The organism is Acidiplasma sp., from assembly GCF_038728925.1.
Classification (GTDB): Archaea; Thermoplasmatota; Thermoplasmata; order Thermoplasmatales; family Thermoplasmataceae; genus Acidiplasma; species Acidiplasma aeolicum.
Genome location: NZ_JAVYSZ010000001.1, coordinates 135551 through 157114, shown reverse-complemented (window position 1 = coordinate 157114; position 21564 = coordinate 135551). Strand labels below are relative to the sequence as shown.

At 33.3% G+C, this 21564-nt stretch carries 26 protein-coding genes and 1 tRNA gene; 17 read left to right on the top strand and 10 right to left on the bottom strand.

Annotation, left to right across the window (positions count from 1 at the left end; translation table 11 throughout):
- Positions 1-61 precede the first annotated feature (61 nt).
- The 3 genes from QXW15_RS00920 to QXW15_RS00910 are packed head-to-tail and all read left to right on the top strand — an operon-like array spanning position 62 to position 3075.
- Complete coding sequence (locus QXW15_RS00920; protein WP_342789759.1) at positions 62-2065, top strand: aminoacyl--tRNA ligase-related protein; 2004 nt, start codon at positions 62-64, stop codon at positions 2063-2065.
- A 39-nt stretch (positions 2066-2104) separates the two neighbouring features.
- Positions 2105-2479, top strand: a complete 375-nt coding sequence (gene gcvH / locus QXW15_RS00915; protein ID WP_048101800.1) for a glycine cleavage system protein GcvH — start codon at positions 2105-2107, stop codon at positions 2477-2479.
- Positions 2480-2490: 11 nt separating this feature from the next.
- Entirely contained in the window at positions 2491-3075 is a 585-nt protein-coding gene (locus QXW15_RS00910) for an RlmE family RNA methyltransferase (RefSeq protein WP_342789758.1), read from the top strand.
- Here the strand turns inward: QXW15_RS00910 and QXW15_RS00905 are convergent.
- The 3 genes from QXW15_RS00905 to QXW15_RS00895 all read right to left on the bottom strand — a co-directional run bounded on the left by QXW15_RS00905 (position 3072) and on the right by QXW15_RS00895 (position 5355).
- The gene (locus QXW15_RS00905; protein ID WP_342789757.1) at positions 3072-3692 is read right to left on the bottom strand and encodes a hypothetical protein; all 621 of its coding nucleotides are present in this window, start codon (positions 3690-3692) and stop codon (positions 3072-3074) included. The genes QXW15_RS00910 and QXW15_RS00905 overlap by 4 nt on opposite strands.
- On the bottom strand, positions 3692-4624 hold the full coding sequence (locus QXW15_RS00900; protein ID WP_342789756.1) for a transcriptional regulator: 933 nt from the start codon (positions 4622-4624) through the stop codon (positions 3692-3694). Before QXW15_RS00900 ends, QXW15_RS00905 begins: the two co-directional genes overlap by 1 nt.
- 131 nt (positions 4625-4755) lie before the next feature.
- Complete coding sequence (locus QXW15_RS00895; protein WP_052656782.1) at positions 4756-5355, bottom strand: hypothetical protein; 600 nt, start codon at positions 5353-5355, stop codon at positions 4756-4758.
- 317 nt (positions 5356-5672) lie between these two features.
- Here QXW15_RS00895 and dnaG point away from each other — a divergent pair, with 317 nt between their 5' ends.
- The 3 genes from dnaG (at position 5673) to QXW15_RS00880 (ending at position 9204) form a co-directional block, all read left to right on the top strand.
- Entirely contained in the window at positions 5673-7037 is a 1365-nt protein-coding gene (dnaG, locus tag QXW15_RS00890; protein WP_342789755.1) for a DNA primase DnaG, read from the top strand.
- Positions 7022-8503 (top strand): ATP-binding protein, encoded by a 1482-nt coding sequence (locus QXW15_RS00885; RefSeq protein WP_342789754.1) that lies wholly within the window; start codon positions 7022-7024, stop codon positions 8501-8503. The genes dnaG and QXW15_RS00885 overlap by 16 nt, the downstream gene beginning before the upstream one ends.
- A gap of 71 nt (positions 8504-8574) precedes the next feature.
- Positions 8575-9204 (top strand): MarC family protein, encoded by a 630-nt coding sequence (locus QXW15_RS00880; RefSeq protein ID WP_054963971.1) that lies wholly within the window; start codon positions 8575-8577, stop codon positions 9202-9204.
- Here the strand turns inward: QXW15_RS00880 and QXW15_RS00875 are convergent.
- Entirely contained in the window at positions 9194-9853 is a 660-nt protein-coding gene (locus QXW15_RS00875; RefSeq protein ID WP_342789752.1) for a type I 3-dehydroquinate dehydratase, read from the bottom strand. The genes QXW15_RS00880 and QXW15_RS00875 overlap by 11 nt on opposite strands.
- A gap of 82 nt (positions 9854-9935) precedes the next feature.
- Here QXW15_RS00875 and QXW15_RS00870 point away from each other — a divergent pair, with 82 nt between their 5' ends.
- The gene (locus tag QXW15_RS00870) at positions 9936-10202 is read left to right on the top strand and encodes a hypothetical protein (RefSeq protein ID WP_048101789.1); all 267 of its coding nucleotides are present in this window, start codon (positions 9936-9938) and stop codon (positions 10200-10202) included.
- Positions 10203-10208: 6 nt separating this feature from the next.
- Here QXW15_RS00870 and QXW15_RS00865 read toward each other — a convergent pair whose 3' ends face one another.
- A complete protein-coding gene (locus QXW15_RS00865; protein WP_342789751.1) occupies positions 10209-10706 on the bottom strand; it encodes a 2'-5' RNA ligase family protein in 498 nt (165 codons plus the stop codon).
- 120 nt (positions 10707-10826) lie between these two features.
- Here QXW15_RS00865 and QXW15_RS00860 point away from each other — a divergent pair, with 120 nt between their 5' ends.
- The gene (locus tag QXW15_RS00860) at positions 10827-11138 is read left to right on the top strand and encodes a hypothetical protein (RefSeq protein WP_342789749.1); all 312 of its coding nucleotides are present in this window, start codon (positions 10827-10829) and stop codon (positions 11136-11138) included.
- 25 nt (positions 11139-11163) lie between these two features.
- Here the strand turns inward: QXW15_RS00860 and QXW15_RS00855 are convergent.
- Positions 11164-11236, bottom strand: a tRNA-Thr gene (locus QXW15_RS00855).
- A 96-nt stretch (positions 11237-11332) separates the two neighbouring features.
- The gene (pdo, locus tag QXW15_RS00850; protein WP_048101786.1) at positions 11333-11995 is read right to left on the bottom strand and encodes a protein disulfide oxidoreductase; all 663 of its coding nucleotides are present in this window, start codon (positions 11993-11995) and stop codon (positions 11333-11335) included.
- A 109-nt stretch (positions 11996-12104) separates the two neighbouring features.
- Here pdo and alaXM point away from each other — a divergent pair, with 109 nt between their 5' ends.
- The 3 genes from alaXM (at position 12105) to QXW15_RS00835 (ending at position 13988) form a co-directional block, all read left to right on the top strand.
- Positions 12105-12824, top strand: coding sequence for an alanyl-tRNA editing protein AlaXM (gene alaXM, locus QXW15_RS00845; RefSeq protein ID WP_048101785.1), 720 nt, complete (start codon positions 12105-12107; stop codon positions 12822-12824).
- Positions 12825-13011: 187 nt separating this feature from the next.
- A complete protein-coding gene (locus QXW15_RS00840; protein ID WP_048101784.1) occupies positions 13012-13698 on the top strand; it encodes a peroxiredoxin in 687 nt (228 codons plus the stop codon).
- A 5-nt stretch (positions 13699-13703) separates the two neighbouring features.
- Positions 13704-13988 carry a ferritin gene (locus tag QXW15_RS00835; protein ID WP_048101859.1) on the top strand — a complete coding sequence of 95 codons (285 nt, stop codon included), beginning with the start codon at positions 13704-13706 and terminating at the stop codon, positions 13986-13988.
- 46 nt (positions 13989-14034) lie between these two features.
- Here the strand turns inward: QXW15_RS00835 and QXW15_RS00830 are convergent, their stop codons facing one another.
- Complete coding sequence (locus tag QXW15_RS00830) at positions 14035-15153, bottom strand: alanine--glyoxylate aminotransferase family protein (protein WP_054964256.1); 1119 nt, start codon at positions 15151-15153, stop codon at positions 14035-14037.
- Between the two features lie 2 nt (positions 15154-15155).
- Entirely contained in the window at positions 15156-16058 is a 903-nt protein-coding gene (locus tag QXW15_RS00825) for an NAD(P)-dependent oxidoreductase (protein ID WP_342789748.1), read from the bottom strand.
- Positions 16059-16264: 206 nt separating this feature from the next.
- Here QXW15_RS00825 and QXW15_RS00820 point away from each other — a divergent pair, with 206 nt between their 5' ends.
- From QXW15_RS00820 to QXW15_RS00810, 3 genes are read left to right on the top strand one after another with little or no spacing between them, the layout of a single operon-like run.
- The gene (locus QXW15_RS00820; protein ID WP_054964273.1) at positions 16265-17278 is read left to right on the top strand and encodes a TIM barrel protein; all 1014 of its coding nucleotides are present in this window, start codon (positions 16265-16267) and stop codon (positions 17276-17278) included.
- A gap of 12 nt (positions 17279-17290) precedes the next feature.
- The gene (locus tag QXW15_RS00815; protein ID WP_048101781.1) at positions 17291-17581 is read left to right on the top strand and encodes a DUF5611 family protein; all 291 of its coding nucleotides are present in this window, start codon (positions 17291-17293) and stop codon (positions 17579-17581) included.
- Positions 17582-17615: 34 nt separating this feature from the next.
- Positions 17616-17987 carry a DUF3198 domain-containing protein gene (locus QXW15_RS00810; protein WP_048101780.1) on the top strand — a complete coding sequence of 124 codons (372 nt, stop codon included), beginning with the start codon at positions 17616-17618 and terminating at the stop codon, positions 17985-17987.
- On the opposite strand, the gene speE is transcribed toward QXW15_RS00810, so the two are convergent.
- Positions 17984-18805 (bottom strand): polyamine aminopropyltransferase, encoded by an 822-nt coding sequence (speE, locus tag QXW15_RS00805; RefSeq protein WP_342789746.1) that lies wholly within the window; start codon positions 18803-18805, stop codon positions 17984-17986. The two genes, QXW15_RS00810 and speE, sit on opposite strands and share 4 nt — an antisense overlap.
- 164 nt (positions 18806-18969) lie before the next feature.
- On the opposite strand from speE, the gene QXW15_RS00800 reads away from it, so the two are divergent.
- The 3 genes from QXW15_RS00800 to rdgB all read left to right on the top strand — a co-directional run bounded on the left by QXW15_RS00800 (position 18970) and on the right by rdgB (position 21558).
- Positions 18970-19242 carry an HU family DNA-binding protein gene (locus QXW15_RS00800; RefSeq protein ID WP_048101779.1) on the top strand — a complete coding sequence of 91 codons (273 nt, stop codon included), beginning with the start codon at positions 18970-18972 and terminating at the stop codon, positions 19240-19242.
- A gap of 81 nt (positions 19243-19323) precedes the next feature.
- Entirely contained in the window at positions 19324-20931 is a 1608-nt protein-coding gene (locus tag QXW15_RS00795) for a bifunctional N(6)-L-threonylcarbamoyladenine synthase/serine/threonine protein kinase (protein ID WP_342789744.1), read from the top strand.
- 78 nt (positions 20932-21009) lie between these two features.
- The gene (rdgB, locus tag QXW15_RS00790; RefSeq protein WP_048101777.1) at positions 21010-21558 is read left to right on the top strand and encodes an RdgB/HAM1 family non-canonical purine NTP pyrophosphatase; all 549 of its coding nucleotides are present in this window, start codon (positions 21010-21012) and stop codon (positions 21556-21558) included.
- The last annotated feature ends 6 nt before the right edge of the window (positions 21559-21564 follow it).

Genomic DNA, 21564 nt, shown 5'->3' with positions numbered 1-21564 from the left:
TATGCACCAAAGTCTTTATAATTAAAAATAAATTAATATATGCGTTAAAAATGCATAGAGGATGAATTCTAATATTACTGCCAGGATTGAAAAGGGCCAGAGGTATTCAGATATTATTTCTGATAGGGCAAAGCATTTAATAATTGCTGCAAAACAGAATGGCGTTTTACATGACCTTGATGATACAGCCAGCGAATCAGGAGAAGTTGAATTAATTAATATATACTCCGATGATGGTCTAAAAATATTAAGGCATAGCACCGCCCATTTGCTTGCAAACGCTATTGTTGATTTATATCCTGGTGCAAAGCCCAATACAAGCAATGAGGATTCTGATGTATTCTATTACGATTTTGATATGCCACCAATATCAGTGGATGATTTCCCAAAAATAGAGGAAAAAATGAGGGAAATTGCATCAAAAAATTTAAAAATAGAAAAAATAAGGCAGGATAAAAATGCAATGCTTGAGATATTTAAGGATAACCCTTATAAAATAGATAAAATAAATGAAAACCTTAAGGATGGTGAAATATCCAATATTTACAGACAGGGCAATTACATTGAATTCTGCCGTGGCCCGCATGTGCCGTCAACAGGGTATATAAAAGCCTTTAAACTTTTGTCTGTTGCAAGCACCAATTATGAGGGTGATATAAACAAGCAAAAAATGGTGAGAATTTATGGCACATCATTCCCTGATCAGAAAATGTTAAAAGATTTCCTTCAAAGAAGGGAAGAGGCAATGAAAAGGGATCACAGAAAAATTGGCCAGGAAATGGACTTATTTTTATTTGATGAACGTGCCCCTGGCTTTCCATTTTACACGCCAAATGGCGCAATCATAAGGAATGAACTAATAAATTACATGAGGGAACTTAATGAAAAAAATGGCTGGGAGGATGTCTGGACACCGCATGCATACCGTGACATCATATGGAAGGAATCAGGTCATTACGATAAGTACAAAAACGATATGTTTCTGTTTAAATTGAGCAACGGGGACGATTATGGTCTTAAACCCATGAACTGCCCCGGGCATATAGCAATATACCAGCGTTCTGTTCACAGTTACCGTGAAATGCCCATTAAATATTCTGAGGCCGGCACAGTTTACCGTTATGAAAAATCTGGTGAGATGGGTGGTCTTACAAGGCCAAGGGCATTTACCATAGATGATGGTCATGGATTTTTAAGACCGGATCAAATTTTTGATGAGGTATCATCTCTCATAAAAATAATCCCTGATGTTTTTAGGACAATAATGGGGGAATCTGAAATATCATACGATTTAAGCACTATAGATAAATCAAACCCACAGAATTACCTGCTATCATACATTTGCAGGGATTGTGGTGAAAAATTTGAAATGAGGGCTGCATCAGGTGTATTAAAATGCCCTAAATGCGGTTCAACAAATCTGGAGGTTGATTTCTCAATGTGGGATAATGCCACAGATAATCTTAGAAGCGCACTGGAAGATCTAAATTTAAAATACAAGGAAAATCCAGGGGATGCCGCATTTTACGGCCCAAAAATTGACATACATGTTAAGGATGCCCTTGGAAGATTCTGGCAGCTTTCAACAATACAGCTGGATTTCTTCATGCCCATAAACTTTGATTTAACATATGTGGATTCAGATGGCAAAAAATCAAGGCCGGTTATACTTCACAGGGCCATTTATGGAAGCTACGAAAGATTTATTGCAATCCTTTTAGAGCACTTCAACGGAAAGATGCCGACATGGCTTTCCCCTGTGCAGACCTATGTGGTTCCTGTATCTGAGAATTATAACGATTATGCCTCGTATGTCCACAGTGAGCTTGTTAAAAATCATATAAGATCCAAACTCGACCTTTCTGGAAATACCATATCTAAGAAAATAAAACTTATAAGACCAATGAGGGTTTCATATATTATAGTTGTTGGTGAAAAGGAAAAAATAAGCAATACAGTCTCTGTTAGAAACCGCAAGGATAAAACAAGGTCATATAACCTTCAGGATTTTATTTCTGAAATTAACATGGAAATAAAAAACCGCAGCATTGATCAATTATTTTAAATATAAAATATATTTTATACATATTTAATATATACATTTATGTCAAGAATACCGGAGGAGTTAAAATACACAAAAACACATGAATGGTTCAGTGTGGATGCAGGTGTGGCAACCATAGGCATAAGTGATTATGCACAGCAGCAGCTTACAGACATAGTATATATTGATATGCCAAAGCCTGGAGACGACAAAAAAATTGGGGATGTGCTTTTAACAATTGAATCCGTAAAATCTGCAGAGGATGTTTATTCACCAGTTAACGGCAAGGTTATAGAGATTAATATGGAACTCGAAAAGTCACCTGAACTTGTAAACGAGGACCCATACAAAAACTGGATAGTGAAAATAAAACTTGACGATGAAAAGTATAATTTCCTAACAGCAGAGGAATACAAAAAATATATAGGAGAATAAAAGAAATTATTATGAACAGAAAGGATAAATATTATATAAAGGCTAAAAAGGATAATTTACGCAGCAGGGCAGCATTTAAATTAATGGAGATACAGGAAAAATTCAATGTTATATCAGAAAATTCAAACGTCCTTGAGATTGGTGCATCACCCGGTGGCTGGACCCAGGTCATCAGAACAATAACCGGAAGGCCAGTAATCTCTGTTGATATAAACAGGATGAAACCAATAGATGGTGTTATATTTATTCAGGGAGATATAAAGGACCCTGATATAATAAATATTATACAAAAAACTATGGAAGGGGAGGGAATTGAAAAAATAGATGTTATACTATCAGATGCCATGGTAAAAACCAGTGGAATTGGGGAGCGGGATCATTATGAATCCTACCTGCTTGGTACTGCGGTAATGGAGATGGCATTAAAATTGCTTTCACAGCATGGTAATGTTGTTATAAAACAGTTCCAGGGAGATGAAACGGGTAATTTTATAAATAAATGGAAGCAGTATTATTCGTTTAATAAAATTACAAAGCCAAGGGCATCCAGATCTGAATCGCGTGAGATATACATAGTTTTCAAGGACAGGATTTAATTCCGGTTCCTGTTTTTAAAATATTTAACAAGGTCTTTATAAAAATCGTAATCGGATATGCACATCTTTAACTCATTATTTTTTTCATTTAAAATTTCATTTATACGTTTTTCAATATATACCAGGCGTTCCTCATTTAGTTTTTTAAATCCGTTTATATCAACCATTTTATTCCATTCATCAACATATTCTTCAGGCGTCTTGTTATTAAATGCTGTCCTGCTTATCCTTTTTTTCCTTATTGAGTGCCTTATAAGGTCAAGGGTTTTAACATCTCTTGAATATGCCCTCTGATATTCATCCTCATTCATATCAAGTCCTATAAGCTCAATGTTATTATCAATTGAATATCTTGCAGCCTCTATGTACACTGGTGATGGCGTCATAACCTCGCCGTATTTCGAGAGATTAACACCATATATAATTTCATAATCCGAAAGCGTCATTTCAAAGGGATTCTCAATAAAATATTTTATGCCCTTAACCTCCTCCGGTGATATGGTAATCATCATAATTTCTGGTTTGACAAAATACAGCTGCCTTTTTAATTCATCGCCATCACGTATTAAACCCTTTATTCCACCAAATATATAGAAATTATCATTTATTTTTTCCATCATAGCCTTTCAACTAAAATTTTTTTAAATGTATCCCTATCATTTATATTCATTAAATCCCTGATATTTACGACGGGGCATCCATATATATTCTCTCTTGTTGAATATGTCCTATTAATAATTACTGGTATATCACCAAGAACATCACTTATTTTTTTTATGGACATTATTTTTTCAGAATTTTCCTCGGCATTGTTAAAGGCTCCTATCATAAGGAATGATTGAACATCATATGAAAGGCCATTAAATGGATTCCTGCTTATGTATTCAGATATGTAACCAAAGCTGTTTATTATTTTAAAAACTTCTTTTATAAATACATCATTTATATCCTCTTCCTCTACATTTATATTTTCTTTAAGTGTGGAAATATCCACCTCCCTGCTTATATCATCACCAAGTATGTTTTCAAGCTTTAGATATATATCTATTGTTGCAGAGCTTCCAGATTCGTAAAGAGATATGGACCTTCTGGAAACACCCAATTTCTGGGAAATATATCCTATTGAAAAATTCTTGCTATTTCTTATCTCTCTCATCTTTTCTCCATCTATTTTAACATAGAAGCCGCCGGGAGCAGAATATATATAGGGTTTCTGTCCATTAATATATTCCTTAAATGTTTGGAATGAAAATATTGGGAGGCCGTGCCTGAAATATAACACACCATCTTCTAATGCTCCAGTTCCAGTTTTTTCTCCAATAATTACTGCTATGGATCCGGTTATTTTTTCCATTTTTAATAATGATGAAACACTCAGTTTGCTAAACGTGTCAATATTATAAAGAACCTTAATTATATATTTTTCATTATCTCTTCTGCAAACTATATCAAATGTAACGAGGCCATATAGATCCGGCTCAGATACATTAAATCCGTTCTGTTTTAAGAACTCGTATATTTTTTTAATAAGTTCTTTCCTAACATCCACGTTCTAATATTATTAATATCGTATAAAAACTTTTTTAAACAATATAAAACTTATTTCATTTAAGTCTTAAAAATCAACAATCAAATAATCTTAATAAAAAATTTCTTTCAAAATTAAGATGTCGGATATTTTTATAAGATGTCAGTTTTGCTTAATTCAGATGATATCTTATGCGGGCAGATTTTAATCTCGCACTTGTTACATATTATGTTTAATTTTACCGGTGAATTGATAACTATTCTATTTATTCCGGGTATCTCGTCTATTTCCCTGAATATATTTTTATCTATTTCACTATAAAAAATAATTCTTATAAAATTAGATTCAAGATCAGAATTCATGGAATACATTTCCTTAATATAAGAAGAATATTTTTTAATCAGGCACATTACCTCCCATAATACCTTTGGAAATGATCCTATATTTATATAGATTGTTACTATCTCATAGCCCATTAACAGCGATATTTTTGATATATCCGGTATAACCGATATATTTTCCATTATGGTTCTAACCACATCATTTTTATTAATAAACTTAATTGTTTCATATAACGTTCTCCTATTTACATTAAGTGCGTTTGCAAGGCTGCTTATTGAAACCTCAACATTATTTAAAAAAAGTTTGTCTCCCTTAACGGATATACCATTATTGTAAAGTGCCTGAACTATCTTTTTTTTTACGGGGTATTCCTTTAGGTATTCGTTTAAGACCAGCAGCATAAATATCATAAAGATTGAATGATATATATACTTATATAATTTTAATCTTAAGACTACAATCAGCGCGTTTGTTAATACTCTTATTATTTATCCAGATTTGAATATTGTATCTTAATTATATGAGGATATTAAATTATCGGCAATCTGTACCTTAATATAATTCAGGAAATTCATTACCATCATAAATTCAGTGGTTTAATTTCTGGTATATTTATTTATAAAAGGCTAATAACGAATAGATTATATACATTTTAAACATAACATTATAAATGATAATTGATATTATCATAATATAATCAATCAAATAAATAACAACGGTGATAATAGTGAATGTCGATCCAAATATAACCAAATACCTAATTAAGGCTAAAATAATAACTGATGGTGTTGTTGAAAAACCTGATGTGGTTGGTGCAATCTTTGGCCAAACCGAGGGTTTACTTGGTGATGAATTAGATTTAAGGGACCTTCAGAAGAGTGGAAAGATTGGCAGAATAGAGGTAGAAATTGATACCAAGAAGGGCAGAACTGAGGGGTTTGTGTTAATTCCCTCCGGCCTTGATCAAGTTGAAAGTTCCATACTTGCCGCAGCCCTGGAAACTATAGACAGAATAGGTCCATGCAAGGCCAAGGTTGAAATAGAGGATGTTGAGGATGTAAGAATTAACAAGCGTGACAGGGTAATCCAGAGGGCAGAGGAATTATATAAAAAAATGGGTGAGAATGGTAAGAGCCTTAGCGAGAGCATAATTCAATCTGTCAGAGAGGAGGTTGAGAAAAAGGAAATAATATCATATGGTGAAGAACATCTGCCTGCAGGTCCTGCAATTAACAATTCCGACTCAATAATAGTTGTTGAGGGCAGAAATGATGTTCTAAATCTGTTAAGATATGGTATAAAAAATACAATAGCAGTTCAGGGAACAAGTGTGCCTAAAACCGTCAAGGAACTCTCAAAATCCAGAACGGTAACATTATTTGTGGATGGAGACCATGGCGGGGATTTAATAATAAAAGAAATGCTTCAGGTGGCAGATGTTGACTTTATTGCCAGAGCCCCACCAGGAACAGAGGTTGAGGAACTTACATATAAACAGATAGTAAAGGCTTTAAAATATAAAACTCCAGTTGAACAGTATCTTGAATCACACGGCATGATAGAAGAGCTAAAAGAATTTACCGAAAAATCAAATATGGAAAAACAGAAGATTGAGGAAAACAATAAATTAGATCATCAGGAAAAACACTCCGAAAAGCCTGCAGAAAAAGAGGTAAAAGAATCCAGATCAGATTCAAGGGAAGAACATAAAAACGAAGATAAGACAAATCATAAAGAACAGGTTAAGGAAGTACAGGCCTCAGAAGCTACTGTCCAGGAAGTGGAGGAGATAAAGAACAATATAAATGACCCAAAATTTATAAAGAATAAACTGGAGGAATTATTTGAGGAAAAGAACATGGAAATATTTGATCAGGATTCAAATTCATTAGGGAAATACCCAGTATCAACTGGCGTTGATATGCTTGATGGTATTACCGGAGCAAATACATTAATCACAGGTGGAATAATTACACAGAGATTAATAGATACTGCATATACCATTGGAATCAAAAACATCTATGGCATGAAGATAGGCCATGTGACTAAAAAGCCTGAGAATATAAGGGTGGTTACATGGGATCATATGTAAATCTTAATGATTATCCAGATACCTCATATGTTAAAATTCCAACAAATCCACTTGATAGGGTTATAGGCCAGCCAGAAGCCGTTAGGCTTGCATTACTTGCCGCAAAACAGCGTAGAAATCTACTGCTTGTTGGTCCGCCAGGTGTTGGTAAATCCATGATAGCACAGGCCATGTCATTTTATATTGAAAGACCAAGGGAAGAGATCCGGGTTGTTCATAATCCTGCATATCCAGAGAGACCATTTATAGAGGTAAAAACTATAGATGAAATAGAGAAGGAAAAGAATGAGCTAAATTCTATAGAAGGCCAGATTATAGATCCAAAGGACGCACCCCAGAACGTTGCCGAGCGTTTAGGCTATCGCTGCCCGCACTGTGGATTTTATTCCCCACCAACTGAAAATATATGCCCAAACTGTAATAACAGTAAAATTATAAACAGTGCACAGGGTCCATTTAATGACGTTTTTAATGTGATAGGCGTTGCTTTTGGAGTTAATAACACAAACGACAGGGTAACACAAACAAGAAGAATAGGGGATAAAGAGGAAATAGTTGTTTACGAAAAATTTGGGGATAAAATAAGGGTCCTTGATGAGAAAACACTTGAAAAAAGAAGAAAAATGGAGAAAAAAAGTCCAAGCAAGGTAATAGTTCCAATAGATAGAAATCCCTTTGTACTTGCAACAGGTGCAAGTGAAACTGAACTTTTAGGGGATGTTAGGCACGATCCCTATGGTGGTCATCCACAGCTTGGGACGTTACCATATGAAAGGGTTGTTGCCGGTGCAGTACATATGGCCCATGAAGGTGTTCTTTTTATTGATGAAATCACACATTTAGGAAATCTTCAGAGATTTATATTAACTGCAATGCAGGAAAGAAAATTCCCGATCATAGGCAGGAATCCACAGAGCGCAGGTGCAAGTGTAAGGGTTGACGATGTTCCAACCGATTTTATACTTGTTGCAGCATGTAACATACAGGATTTACAGTACATATTAAGTCCATTAAGGTCAAGAATTATCGGTAATGGTTATGAAATACTTATGGAAATAGCAATGCCAGATAATCCCCAGAATAGACTAAAATACCTGCAGTTTATAGCCCAGGAAATAAATATAGACGGAAAAATACCACACATGACCATGGATGCTGCCAGAATAATTATAGACGAGGGCAGGCGCAGGGCAAAGGAAGATCATAAGGAAAACTCACTTACATTAAGACTTAGGGAACTGGGCGGTCTTATAAGGGCCGCAGGAGACATGGCAGTGGAAAAGCAGCACAAGCTCATAGAAAAAGATGATGTTAAGGAGGCGCTTTCACTTTACATACCGGTTGAGGAGAAAATAAAGAAGTACTATGGAAGCATGTATAATGCCATGAATCAGGAGGCTACAGGATCTCAGAAGAGTGAATATAATACCTATTATAATTATAATGATGACAGAACATATCAATAAATTTATCTTTAATTATAAAACAATTTTTATACTCACAAAATAATTAATATTTGTTAAGCATCCTGATTAAAATGACATTGATTATTACATTTGTTACAGTATACGTGGCATTATTTGCCATAATGAATCCGATAGGCGCAGTGCCGGTTTTAATATCCCTAACAGACGGATACACAATAAAAGAAAGGAAGGATGTAATAAGAAAGGCTGTTTACACAGCATCAGGAATGATTTTTGGATTTATGTTTCTTGGAATATACATTTTTGACATTCTTGGAATTAATTTGTATGATTTTGAGATAGCAGGAGGCGCACTTCTGTTTAAGGTTGGTTTTGATATGCTTCAGGGAAAAATATCACAGACCAAAATGACGCAGGCAGAAAAGGAGGAGTCCTCTGAAAGGGAGGCAATTGCCATAGCACCCCTTGGCACCCCACTTCTTGCAGGCCCTGGTTCAATAACCACTGCTATTATATTTTTCAATGAAGAGAATATTGCATTAACATCCAGATTCATAACTATAATAGCAATAGTGCTTGTTCTTATTTCATCTTTTATTATTCTTAAATATTCAGTTAAGATATTTGAAAAAATTGGAAAAACAGGGTCTATAGTAATTTCCAGAATAATGGGATTGTTACTTACAGCAATAGCTGTCGATCTAATAGCAAACGGGATAATACATATATTTAATGTTTAAGTATTTCAAAAATTTCATTATAATTATCTAAAGTTAACTGTCCTGGCGCTGTGCTTTCTTTAAATTTTGCATAGCCAATATCTGAAACTGTCATTAAAGAAAATATCCTTAAAAAGCTATTTTTATCTCCCATTGGTATAAAGGCCATTTCCTTATTGGTTCTTTTTTTGAAATCCATTATTATTAAAAGGTCCCTGAGGAATTTTTCATAATCATTATAATTTAAGGCTATCTTGTAAATATCAGGATTATATATCTCCATTTTTTTTAATATATTTTTTACATCATCGTTATTATTACCATGATATGATAGCATCAACCTAGATTTCTGAAAATCATCTCTTTTAAAATAAAAGTTGGAAATATCAATATCTATTATTGGTGCCCTGTTAAATGCATATGAATATACTTTTATTATATCTGCTATTTTGCTACCACGGTATGTAAATATGTAATTTATTTTGTTTTCATTCATGTAAGAAATAATATTCTCTGGGTTTTTATCATTTAATTCAAAAAGATCGAATCTTATTTCATAATTATTATTTTTTTTTAAAATACCCGAGTCAAAAGCATTTTTAAGTTCATTAAAGGATTTAAAATATATGGATATGTATATATTATGCAGGTTATTAATATCAGCCGTCATCCAATGTTATAATAATACCACAATAATAAATGTTATTCTTTGAGTTTAGATAAGGTTTTAACTAAAAAAAGAATATACATTTATGGATATGATAGAAATTAAGAAAGGATCTAAGTACAGGGTTATATCCGGCAGCGGTGATGATAAACCAATGATTACTGATGGGGAGTACGTTGGTTATGCAATACTTGGTGAGGAGGGCGCTCTTGGTTTTCGTGTTCAGGATAACAATTCACAAAAAATTCGCCTTATACCAATTAACTCAATAGCATACATAGAGTTCGATGAGGAAAACCTTGTTATAAAAAATAAGGATGAGGAAAAGGATAAAACAAACTATATAGTTTAAAAAATTTTATTTTAACATTGCACAGCACATCTCTTCATATATCCTTTTACCATTAAATATACTGTTATAGAGGCATACCCTGTCAATTTTTATCTCGCAGTTTATTTTTATTTCTGGCAGTTCTAATTTTCTTTTAAATCTATAAATTGTAATATGTGGTTTAAAATTATTATTTTTAACCCCCAAACTATTAATTATGTTATAATAAATTTTATCGAGGTCATTGCCTGTAATGTCTAGATATCCAATATTTGCACCTTCCTTTTTGGGAAAGCCGCTTAATCCCTTAATATGTATTTTTACTGCACCTTCATCGATATTTTTTATAATATCACATACCATTTTTGCATATTTTTTATCTATATTCCCAAGGAAGTAATATGTAATATGAAGCAGATTTAAATCAACCTTCTTTCCCGGAAGTTGTATTCCATTGTATAATTCCTGGCTTAAAGTTACCGGCGATGCAATAAAACACCTCATCCTATCATTTTTGTTAATCATTTTATATTGTAAAACCATGTCAGAATAAAAAAATTTTGACATCTTAATAATCAAATTATTAGCATATATTTTTAACACTTTATAACAAAATATTAATACAGATTTTTGCTTAGAGTTCTAATGTTATATCCGCATTATCTCCAATCATTTGCACCGTACATAACTTTATTATTGCTATTTTTGGATGGTTATATATTTGGCTTTATAGCTAAAAAATCAGTTTTAGCAGTTATATTATTACTAATAGCACTAATTATTGGTATTTTTCTCGGTATGGTTTTAATAGGCGTGCCATCATTGGCCACCATAATTTCATTTACCACGCATTATCTATCAAATTTTGCTCCCGTATTTCATCTTGGTTCAAATACCGTAATTTTATTTGTGCTAATTTTTATAATAGGTCTTGCCCTAGGGATATGGAAATCATAAAAAAATTTGGATAAATATAATTTAAAGCCATCGGAGGGTTTCGATCCCCCGACCTGCTGATTACAAATCAGCTGCTCTACCAACTGAGCTACGATGGCAGTAATACCATTATTAAAACGCATTATTTAAAATTTTTACTTTTAGTTTTTATTTCAAGATTAAAATTTAAAAAATTTATAATTAAATAATTATTTTTATTCTTCGTGGTTATATGCTTCCATTACATATTCCGCAAACTGGTCGTCAGGATATGCCCCAACAAAAGTAACATCATCATTTATCACTATATGCGGTACTGCAGAAACACCAACATCTGAAGCTTCCTGATCGAACTCAAGAGATTCTATCATCTCTCCTTTTATGTTTTTGTTAAGCAGCGCAAATTTATGTGCTGTTCCAACGGCCCTTGGGCAGTACTGGCATGTTGGTGTTACATAAACCTTTATTGTGATTGGTTTATCCACCTTTGAAATCAGTTCAACAGCCTTTTTGGACACGTCAGCATCACCTATTGAAACGTTTTCTAGATCCTCTATTAATGATCCGAATTCATATCCTGAGGGAATACCGTAATAAACTATCCTGCCATCCACGACACCTTTTGGGGCCACTATGGTAGCTGGATACTTTTCAACACCGTACTTTTCAACAAGATCTTTATCGGTCTCATATACATATTTTACCAGATTTATCTTGTCGCTTAATGTGGCAACCTCCTCGGCAAGCTGTACTGTTTCCTTGCAGTATTTGCAGTCTGTATTATTGGATGTAAATACAACCAGATCCACAGGGTTTTTTAGCTTTTTTGCAAATTCATCCATTAGGTATTTTTTATCTTCATCTCTTATCAATGCCATATTTATCGATTAAGTATTTTAAACTACTATTTAAAGATTTCTGCACAAATTTGTGTACTATATTTATTATATGATTACATTAATATATAATCTTGCCATATTTTAAAGAATGACCGAAAAGCTATATTATACAGATATGTATGGAACTGAGTTTGATGCAAAAGTTGTTTCTGTTGATGGAAATAAGTTTATATTAGATCGAACTTTATTTTATCCAACCAGTGGTGGTCAGCCAAATGATACCGGTACGGTTAATCAGGATGGCACAACATACAACGTTATAGATGTTTATAAGGAGGGCGATGATATTATTCATGTTTTAGATCCCAATTCATCGTTAACCCCAGGAGCCCATGTGCATGGAAAAATAGACTGGGATAGAAGATACATACACATGCGGTATCACACAGCTGTGCATATAATTGATGGTGTTGTTAATAATAATTACAGTGATGAAGGTCTTATCACCGGGGGTCAGATTTATGAGGATCATGCAAGGGTTGATTTCGATTTTAAAGAGATTGATAGGGAAAAAATATCTAAAATCATAGATGAGGCCAATGATATAGTGAATAAGGGCCTAAAAGTTTTTCAGAGGGATATATCCCGTGATGAGGCTCTAAATATTCCCGGTCTTGCCAGAACAGAGCCAGGAAGAGAATTAATAAAGAAACTTGATCATGTACGTATAATTGAAATAGAGAATTTTGATTTTCAGGCTGACGGTGGAACACATGTTAAAAATACCAGAGAAGTTGGAAAAATAATAATGGGAAAAATAGAAAACAAGGGAAAGGGCCATAAAAGATTAAATTTCAGTTTAGAATAAAAAGTTCTTAAACTTAATTTTTCATATATATTTAAACAGTTTATCAATTATGGTGTCATTTATCAATATTTGAAATGTTTTAGGTTTATGATAATGTTTATTTGTATATTTTTTTTATATAATCATTCATTAAGATTGATAAAATAAATAACTTTATTAACCACTTGTATATATCAATGTGATAAACATGGAAAATAAAATGCCTTTGATAGGTGAGAAATTTCCGGAGATGGATGTTATAACCACGCAAGGTGCCAAGAAGCTTCCTGACGATTATTCAGGAAAGTGGTTTGTATTATTCAGCCACCCTGGCGACTTTACACCGGTATGTACAACAGAATTTTTTTCATTTGCACAGAGAAGCGATGAATTTAAGAAATTAAATACAGAACTGATAGGATTAAGCGTTGATTCAAAGATATCACACATGGAATGGATAAATTGGATTCATGATAATTTAAAAATAGATATAAAATTCCCAATAATAGCAGACCCTATGGGAAATGTTGCAAGGAATCTCGGCATGATACATGCAGAATCAGCAACATCAACAGTAAGGGCGGTGTTCATAGTCGATAATAAATCAACTGTTCGGGCAATATTATATTATCCACTTGAAATAGGAAGAAACATATCTGAAATACTGAGAATGATAAAGGCATTGCAAATGGTTGATAAATTTAAAATAGCAACACCTGCAAACTGGCCAAATAATGAACTAATAAAATCAGCGTTTATAAATCCTCCACCAGCAACAATGAATGATATACCTGAAAGAATGAAAAAATACCGCGGCTATGCATGGTGGCTCACATACCAGGATGCTCCCGAGGAGGAAGTAAAGGAGGCCAAGAATTTATCAAAAACGGAGTGAGAAATATGCCAGTTTATGAATCAGAAGGCAGTCTGGATGAAAGGACAAAGGACCTTTCAAGGGCAAGGCAGTCACTAATAGAGGAAATGCAGGCAATAATGTTCTATGATGAACGGGCGTATGCAACAAAGGATAAAAATCTTAGGGATGTAATAGAGCATAACCGTGATGATGAGAAGGAGCATTTTTCATTATTACTTGAATACCTTAGAAGAAATGACCCGCAGCTTGACAGGGAATTGAGGGAGATACTGTTTTCAAATAAGGAATTAAAGGACTTGGGGGACTAAAAAAATTTAATTTAATATAAAATTTAATTATAATATAATTATAAACTTATGCTAGGTTCATTTCCTTGTAAAGGTATTCTGGAAGTCTTGTCTCCTTTGGTATATCATTCTCGTCAATTGTTTCATTAATATTGCTTAAAGAAAAATATGCATCAAGGAATTTTTTGATATAAACATCATTTATCATGCCCATGGTTCCAATTCTAATTGTATTTCCCGATATCATTCCCATGCCCTTGGCAACAACTATATTTTTTTCTGCAAGTAATTTAATCTTTTCACTATTATTATTATCATAAAAGCACACCACAGTACTTGAATATGTATCTGAATTTCCAAATATCTGTATATTATTCTGATTAAGCATTTTTCTTATAAACTCAGAGGATGCAGCTATGCGTTTTGCCCTTTTTTCTATGGTTTCATCCTTTAATATTTTTAATGCAACGTTAAGCGCATTAAATATCCCTGTAGCAGGTGTATATGCCGTTTCATTTTTTTCAAGGAATTTTAATGATGTTTTTAAATCAAGATAAAATGGGACACCTGACATATCCATTTCCATTACATCATTGTATGCATCCTTGGATAGGAATATTATTGCTATTCCAGGAACACATGCTATATTCTTCTGGCTGCCAGTGGCCATTGCATATATACCATCCATATTTAAATTGTATCCTGCATATCCTGAAACATCATCTATTAAGAGTTTGGCATTTTTTGATTTTACTATTTTTACAATTTCCTTTATATTATACAATGCTGTGCCGTTTGAAGTTTCATTATGCACCAAAAATAAATAATCGTAGTCTCTTGATTGTATATCTTTAATAAGGCTTTCCGGATCCAATTCATTATAATTTACAAACTCTGCATTTTTTGTTTTTCTTTTTATTGAATCTATAAGGCGCTCTCCAAAATTTCCATAACTTATTGAAAGAACCTTTTTGTTTGTATCTATAAGTGAAAATACCATTGATTCAACAGCAAGTGTTCCTGATCCTGTTACCATGACAGTTTTATATGCACCTGATAGATAATTAAGCATCTCCTCATTTTCCGCCATTATCTCCCGGAATTTCGAGGATCTGTGATTATCAAGATATGTGGCAGCATCGAGAACAGATATCGGTACCTCAACCGGTCCAGGTATTAATAACATTTTTACCACTCTTTTAGAATATTTTCTGCGGTCATTATTGCAATTCTTTTTTGAGCCTCTACACTCTGGGCCCCAAGATGTGGGGTTATAAGCACATTCGGCATCTTTAACATTTCAAATTCATAATCCTCCCTTGCAGGCTCATGCCAGAAAACGTCAGAAACAAATGATTTTATTGTGCCATCCCTGAGATACTTAAGCATATCCCTGCCATTTATTGCATTTGCCCTCGATGTATTAACAATAATAACCCCTTTTTTTAACATTGATAATTCCGGATCATTTAATATATATGGTGAATCCTTTCTCATTGTTACATTTATGGATAAAACATCAGAATTTTTTAGCAAATCCTCGAGAGTAACCTTTTTAACAAAGTCCTGGTATTCAACCGGATATGGGTCATATGCAATAAAATTCATGTTAAATGCCCTGGCGGCATCTGCTATTGCATGGCCAATTCTTCCATATCCAAGAATGCCAAGGGTTTTACCTGCAAGCTCAAAGCCTTTTAACTTTGTAAAATCATTTTTTCTGGTGTTTTCAATGCCCTTAACAAGATCCCTGGCGCCCATAACCATCATTGCCAGTGTAATCTCCACAACGCTTTCGGTTGAGGAACCTGGAGCGTAAACAATCTTTATATTTTTCGCCTCTGCATAATCTGTATCTATGTTATCTACGCCAATGCCAGCCCTGGCGATTATTTTTAAATTTTTTCCCCTGTCAATAATATCTCTATCTATTTTTGTTCTGCTTCTCACAACAACAACATTATAATCATTAATAATTGATAGAAGCTTATCACGGTTAATTTCGGGCTGATATTCAACATTAAATTTTGATTTTAGTTTTTCTATAAGCACATTATCCACAGGGTCACATATAAGAACTTTTCCTTCCATGACAGGGTATAGCATTATTGCTTATAAAAATTTGTTTAAACGTTATAAATTTTAGAAAAATTTAAAATTTTTAAGTCTATCAGAAATAAAATATTACCAATAAGTATATTTTTGAATATTTTTTACAGCTTAAAATAAATTTATAAATTATCTGGTCATTAAATTGATTACAAAAATTAAAATAATGTTAATTAATTAATTATAGAATGATTAAATTTGGTGTGGCTGGTATACCCCTAACCAGTAAAGGTAGAACATATGTTGATTCTATAGAGGATACTGCTAATTTGGGTTTAAATTCACTGGAAGTTCAGCTTTTAAGGGTTAATGTAAGTGAGGACCCGGCAATGGATTATGCAGGCATGTATCCGAAGGATGTTGAGGACTCAATAATAGTTGATGTGTTACGGCCAGACGAATCGGGAAATTATAACAGCGTTGGTACTGATACAGTTATAGAGGAAGACGACATTATTCAGGAACTATTCTGGAATATGGCCAGAAATTATGACGACCTAAATATTGGAAAACAGGTTGCAGAAGAGCTTGACATAGATATATCCATGCATTCACCTTACTATATGGACCTTTTAAATGGTGGTGAGATTGCAGATAAGTCTTTTAATCATTTAAAATGGTCATTAATAATTGGCAGGGCAATGGGTGCCAAAAGAATAATAACACATACTGGATTTTATTGCAAAACAAAAAATTGCAGTTCTAAGAAGGCATATGAAATATATTCAGAACTTGCAAGGCTATTCCCGCATGAGAAGGGATATCCTTATATAGGTGTGGAAGCCTCAGGGAAAAAGGACATCTTTGGGACGCAGAAGGATTTATTTACACTGGCAGACAAAATAAGTGACGTTGAACCAATACTAAATTTTCCGCACATACATGCCTTAAATAACGGGTCATTAATAGAAACAAAAGATTTTGACCATGTAATATCTGCATTTTCAAAGTATGCTAAGGGGGATCTTTATACAGAATTCGCTGGAGTGGAATATGATAATGGCAATGAAACCAAAATTACTGCAATAAAGCACGGAGACCTTAAATTTGAAACCCTTGCAGAGGTTCTTATTAACCTTGACCAGGACGTTACCATAATTTCCATGTCCCCACTCCTTGAACACGATGCTCAGTATATGGAACTAATGTACTGGCGTGCCTTGTTAAAAAAATATCAGAAAAAACTGGCCAAAAAGGCATAATGGTGGTTAAATATGGTTAGAGATTATCCTGTAAAAAAAGGAATTAAAATGGATAATGATTATATAAAATCAATTTTACAAGAGTTTGCTGGAGGCATAAAGGAGGAAGGTGGACATATAATATCCAATTTCCCTGGACTTAAAAGAATAGAATTATGGACTGACGGCAAAAAATTATTTGCCATAACAGAAACAGATACAAGCTATGAAAAACCTCAGGAAACCATAAAGAATTACAATGCATTAATAGAGAAGCTTACGGGTTACACAGCAAAAGAGAGGAAAAAACTTTTATCAAAATGAATAAAATTAAAGTACAAAGGAGCATAATGTAAATATGGCAAAAGATAAATTATTTATTTTATTCACAATAATTTCCGTGGTTTCTATTATATTTTTTATAGCATCTTTAAACGGTTTGGTATTCCAAAACCCATCAGTAACCAGATTAATAAATATAAGCAAATTGGGTAGCTGGCAGTACTGGATTTTGGTGGCATCATTTATTATATTCATATATTTTGTGTATGAAACCTCAGCTTATGTAAATGATATATTCAAGTTTAAAAAAATGATAAATACTGAAAGCAAAAAAATATTTCTAAAAAATTTGCCTGAACTTGAAAAAATCTCTAAAAAATTTGGTGGCAGTTATAAAATCAAACTTAATGAGGTTAAAAAAAGGTGGAATATAAAAACAAAAAATTAGTCAATCAATTTTTTAACAAATTCTGGAAGTTTAAAGCAGCCATTAAGCACATCTTCGTTAAAATATTTACCAAAGGATTTTTTTTCATCCCTTATGGACATATCTTTATTAGAACCCATGGTAAATGACCAGAGTCCACTTGGATATGTCGGTATGAATGCAATATATGTTAGTACATTATTAAAAATCGATTTCATTCCCTTATTTGCCATGGATAGTGCCTCAGGCTGATAATATGGTGACCCTGATTGTGTCACCACTATACCGCCATCTGATAAGTGATCGGATACATTCTTGTAAAAATCTTTGGAAAAAAGACCCTCTGCTGGTCCCACAGGGTCTGTTGAATCTATTATTATTCTATCGAATTTTTCATTTGAATTTTCCATATATTTAATACCGTCCCCTATTATTAATTCCACCCTATTATTATCAAAAGATTTGGCTATTTCAGGGAAATATTTTTTGGAAACATCAACAACGTTTCTGTCTATTTCTACATTTACTATCCTTTCAAAATTTAAATCAACCAATCTTTTAGCCGCACCCCCATCCCCGCCTCCAATAATCAGGGCTGATTTGGGTCTTTTATTAAAATAAAAAGGCACCATGGTGATCATTTCATGGTAAATATATTCATCCTTTTCAGTTAGCTGTACAGTTCCATCTATAGATAAAAGCTTGCCAAAATCATAAGTTTCAAAAAGATCTATTCTCTGATAATCGGTTTTGATTGAAAGAAGCTGATCCTTTACCCTGAATGAAAGCTGCAAGTTTTCTGAATATCTCTCTGAAAACCAGTTCTCTATTAATCTCATGGTAGTGTATGGTTATACAATATATAATTCTTAGCAGATGTTTTTATTTTATTTTTTTTATTATATTTTTGGAATATTCCAGAACTTCGATTTTTCAATAACATAATAAAATTGTAAACGAAAGATTTTAATATGTCTATGTATATAATGGTATTGGTGAAATAATGGTAGGGATAAGTGAGCTTTCAAAAAGCATAGCAAAGAAAACCGGAATAACACAGAAAAAAACAGCAGAAATAATTAACGAATTCCTTAAGGAGACAGTTGAGCAGGTAAATAACGGGGCAAAAATAAACCTGGCCGGTTTTGGAATTTTTGAAAGGAAAAAGCAGAGCGCAAGAACAGCAAGAAACCCACAGACAAAGGCAGAAATACAGGTTCCAGCTAAAGACAAGTTTGTATTTAGGGCCTCTTCAAAAATAAAATACAAAGAATAAATTTCATATTTTTTATTTTAATATTTATCATTTTGATATTTATAAATTTAAGTTAAAATATTAAAATGTAATTATAATCAAATGATAGTTCTTGGTATAGAGGGTACAGCACATACGATTAGCGCTGGTATAGTTGATGACTCAAGAATTCTCGCAAATGCATCATCAACATACATACCTGATCATGGCGGCATACATCCAAGAGAGGCTGCAATACACCATGCAGATAAAATAATGGATGTTATGCATAAGGCCTTTGAGGAGGCTAAAATAGAACCAGATAAAGTAGACCTTGTGTCGTTTTCTCAGGGTCCTGGACTTGGCCCATGCCTGAGAATAGCTGCTGTTGCCGCCAGATCATTTTCATTAAAATATAATATACCGATACTTGGTGTTAATCATCCTCTTGGGCATGTAGAAATAGGTAGAAAACTTTCAGGTGCCATAGATCCCATAATGTTATACATATCAGGCGGAAATACCCAGATTATTGCACATGAGGCAGGAAGATACAGGGTTCTGGGTGAAACAATGGATATAGGTCTTGGTAATTTACTTGATAAGTTTGCCCGTGATTCTGGAATTCCATTTCCTGGTGGGCCCGTTATAGAAAGGCTTGCATTAAAAGGTAGGAAGCTGTTGGACCTACCCTATTCTGTAAAGGGCATGGATACCTCATTTTCAGGCATATATACTGCCTCAAAAAGGTATCTGGAGACAGGTGAGAGGCTTGAAGATATATGCTTTAGCATACAGGAAACATCATTTGCAATGGTTATTGAGGTGCTTGAACGTGCACTTTATTATACCAGTAAAAATGAAATTCTCCTTGCCGGTGGTGTTGCAAGAAACGATAGACTTAGAAGCATGATTTTAGAAATGGCAGAAAGTTCGGGCTATAAGGCATACCTGACGGATAAAAAATACTGCATGGATAATGGTGCCATGATAGCACAGGCAGGTCTTTTAATGTATAAAAATGGTGCCAGGCAGCAAATTATGGAAACACGGGTAAATCAAAGATTCAGAATAGACGAGGTTGAGGTTCCATGGATAAAATCAGTAAAAATTGAGGCATGTGTAAATCGTGGTGCAGAATCCAAAATAACCAGAAAGGATTTCTATGGGCGCGATGTGATAATGAAGGAGCGGTTAATTAAATCGTACCGTAACAAAAAGCTGGATGAAAAAATCAGAAATGAAAGAACTAGAAATGAATTTATGATACTTTATAAGCTCCAATCAGCAGGCATAAAATCACCTATGGTTTATGATTATGATAAATATCAAAATATATTAACTATACAGTATATCCCTGGCATTACACTTAATCAGGCACTAAATGATAACCATGATAAGGAATTCTATTTGGATTTGATGGATAAGCTTGGAAATACAATAGCATTAATGCATAATAATAAGATTTCACACGGAGACTTAAATCCAAATAATATTATAATAAATGGAACACAGATATATTTAATAGACCCAAGCATGGGAAAATACCTTGCAAAGGATGAAGATCTGGCAGATGATATATTCTTATTTACCGAATCATTAAAAAATCTCTATGAAAATGGGAAAACTTTAGAAAAATTATTCATTGATTCATATAAAAAATATTACAAGAATCCAGAAGATGTGCTTGCACTTGTAAAAGAAATAGCAGATAGAAGGCGCTATGTTTGAAAATTTAGCCTGAATACATAAATATTATTTCCTGCAATAAATAACCAAAGTAATTAAACAATATTAATATTAGGATTTATGATTTATTTTGTTACCCATAATAAAAACAAATATATTGAGGCATATAAAGAATTTAAAGAAAATGGTATAGATATCTCATGGATAGAAATGGAATATCCAGAAGTACAGGGAAATGACAATGAATTTATTTCCCGCTGGAGCTGTGAAAGCCTGGTAGGCCAGGTAAATGAACCATTCTTTATTGATGATACCGGCCTTTATATTGAAAACCTTAATGGTTTTCCTGGTCCATATGCATCCTATGTCCATGATACGCTTGGAAATTCTCTGATAGTTAGACTTGCATCAGGGTCCAGAGCATATTTTAAGACAGTTATATCATTTTATTATAAGAATAATATCTACCAGTTTTCAGGAATTTTAAAAGGTATAATAGCAGATGTGGAACATGGTGGACATGCATTTGGATATGATCCAATATTTGTACCAGAAAACTCTAATAAAACACTGTCTGAACTTAGCATTGAGGAAAAAAATAAAATATCACACCGTGGTAAGGCCATAAAGAAATTCATGGCATTTTTAAAGGATAATAGTATTGTTTAAACTTTG

Coding starts and splice junctions, on each gene's coding strand:
- QXW15_RS00920 (WP_342789759.1), top strand. CDS start 62: ATGAATTCTAATATTACTGCCAGGATTGAAAAGGGCCAGAGGTATTCA.
- gcvH (WP_048101800.1), top strand. CDS start 2,105: ATGTCAAGAATACCGGAGGAGTTAAAATACACAAAAACACATGAATGG.
- QXW15_RS00910 (WP_342789758.1), top strand. CDS start 2,491: ATGAACAGAAAGGATAAATATTATATAAAGGCTAAAAAGGATAATTTA.
- QXW15_RS00905 (WP_342789757.1), bottom strand. CDS start 3,692: ATGGAAAAAATAAATGATAATTTCTATATATTTGGTGGAATAAAGGGT.
- QXW15_RS00895 (WP_052656782.1), bottom strand. CDS start 5,355: ATGATATTTATGCTGCTGGTCTTAAACGAATACCTAAAGGAATACCCC.
- QXW15_RS00885 (WP_342789754.1), top strand. CDS start 7,022: ATGGGATCATATGTAAATCTTAATGATTATCCAGATACCTCATATGTT.
- QXW15_RS00880 (WP_054963971.1), top strand. CDS start 8,575: ATGACATTGATTATTACATTTGTTACAGTATACGTGGCATTATTTGCC.
- QXW15_RS00875 (WP_342789752.1), bottom strand. CDS start 9,853: ATGACGGCTGATATTAATAACCTGCATAATATATACATATCCATATAT.
- QXW15_RS00870 (WP_048101789.1), top strand. CDS start 9,936: ATGGATATGATAGAAATTAAGAAAGGATCTAAGTACAGGGTTATATCC.
- QXW15_RS00865 (WP_342789751.1), bottom strand. CDS start 10,706: ATGATTAACAAAAATGATAGGATGAGGTGTTTTATTGCATCGCCGGTA.
- QXW15_RS00860 (WP_342789749.1), top strand. CDS start 10,827: ATGTTATATCCGCATTATCTCCAATCATTTGCACCGTACATAACTTTA.
- pdo (WP_048101786.1), bottom strand. CDS start 11,995: ATGGCATTGATAAGAGATGAAGATAAAAAATACCTAATGGATGAATTT.
- alaXM (WP_048101785.1), top strand. CDS start 12,105: ATGACCGAAAAGCTATATTATACAGATATGTATGGAACTGAGTTTGAT.
- QXW15_RS00840 (WP_048101784.1), top strand. CDS start 13,012: ATGGAAAATAAAATGCCTTTGATAGGTGAGAAATTTCCGGAGATGGAT.
- QXW15_RS00835 (WP_048101859.1), top strand. CDS start 13,704: ATGCCAGTTTATGAATCAGAAGGCAGTCTGGATGAAAGGACAAAGGAC.
- QXW15_RS00830 (WP_054964256.1), bottom strand. CDS start 15,153: ATGTTATTAATACCTGGACCGGTTGAGGTACCGATATCTGTTCTCGAT.
- QXW15_RS00825 (WP_342789748.1), bottom strand. CDS start 16,058: ATGGAAGGAAAAGTTCTTATATGTGACCCTGTGGATAATGTGCTTATA.
- QXW15_RS00820 (WP_054964273.1), top strand. CDS start 16,265: ATGATTAAATTTGGTGTGGCTGGTATACCCCTAACCAGTAAAGGTAGA.
- QXW15_RS00815 (WP_048101781.1), top strand. CDS start 17,291: ATGGTTAGAGATTATCCTGTAAAAAAAGGAATTAAAATGGATAATGAT.
- QXW15_RS00810 (WP_048101780.1), top strand. CDS start 17,616: ATGGCAAAAGATAAATTATTTATTTTATTCACAATAATTTCCGTGGTT.
- speE (WP_342789746.1), bottom strand. CDS start 18,805: ATGAGATTAATAGAGAACTGGTTTTCAGAGAGATATTCAGAAAACTTG.
- QXW15_RS00800 (WP_048101779.1), top strand. CDS start 18,970: ATGGTAGGGATAAGTGAGCTTTCAAAAAGCATAGCAAAGAAAACCGGA.
- QXW15_RS00795 (WP_342789744.1), top strand. CDS start 19,324: ATGATAGTTCTTGGTATAGAGGGTACAGCACATACGATTAGCGCTGGT.
- rdgB (WP_048101777.1), top strand. CDS start 21,010: ATGATTTATTTTGTTACCCATAATAAAAACAAATATATTGAGGCATAT.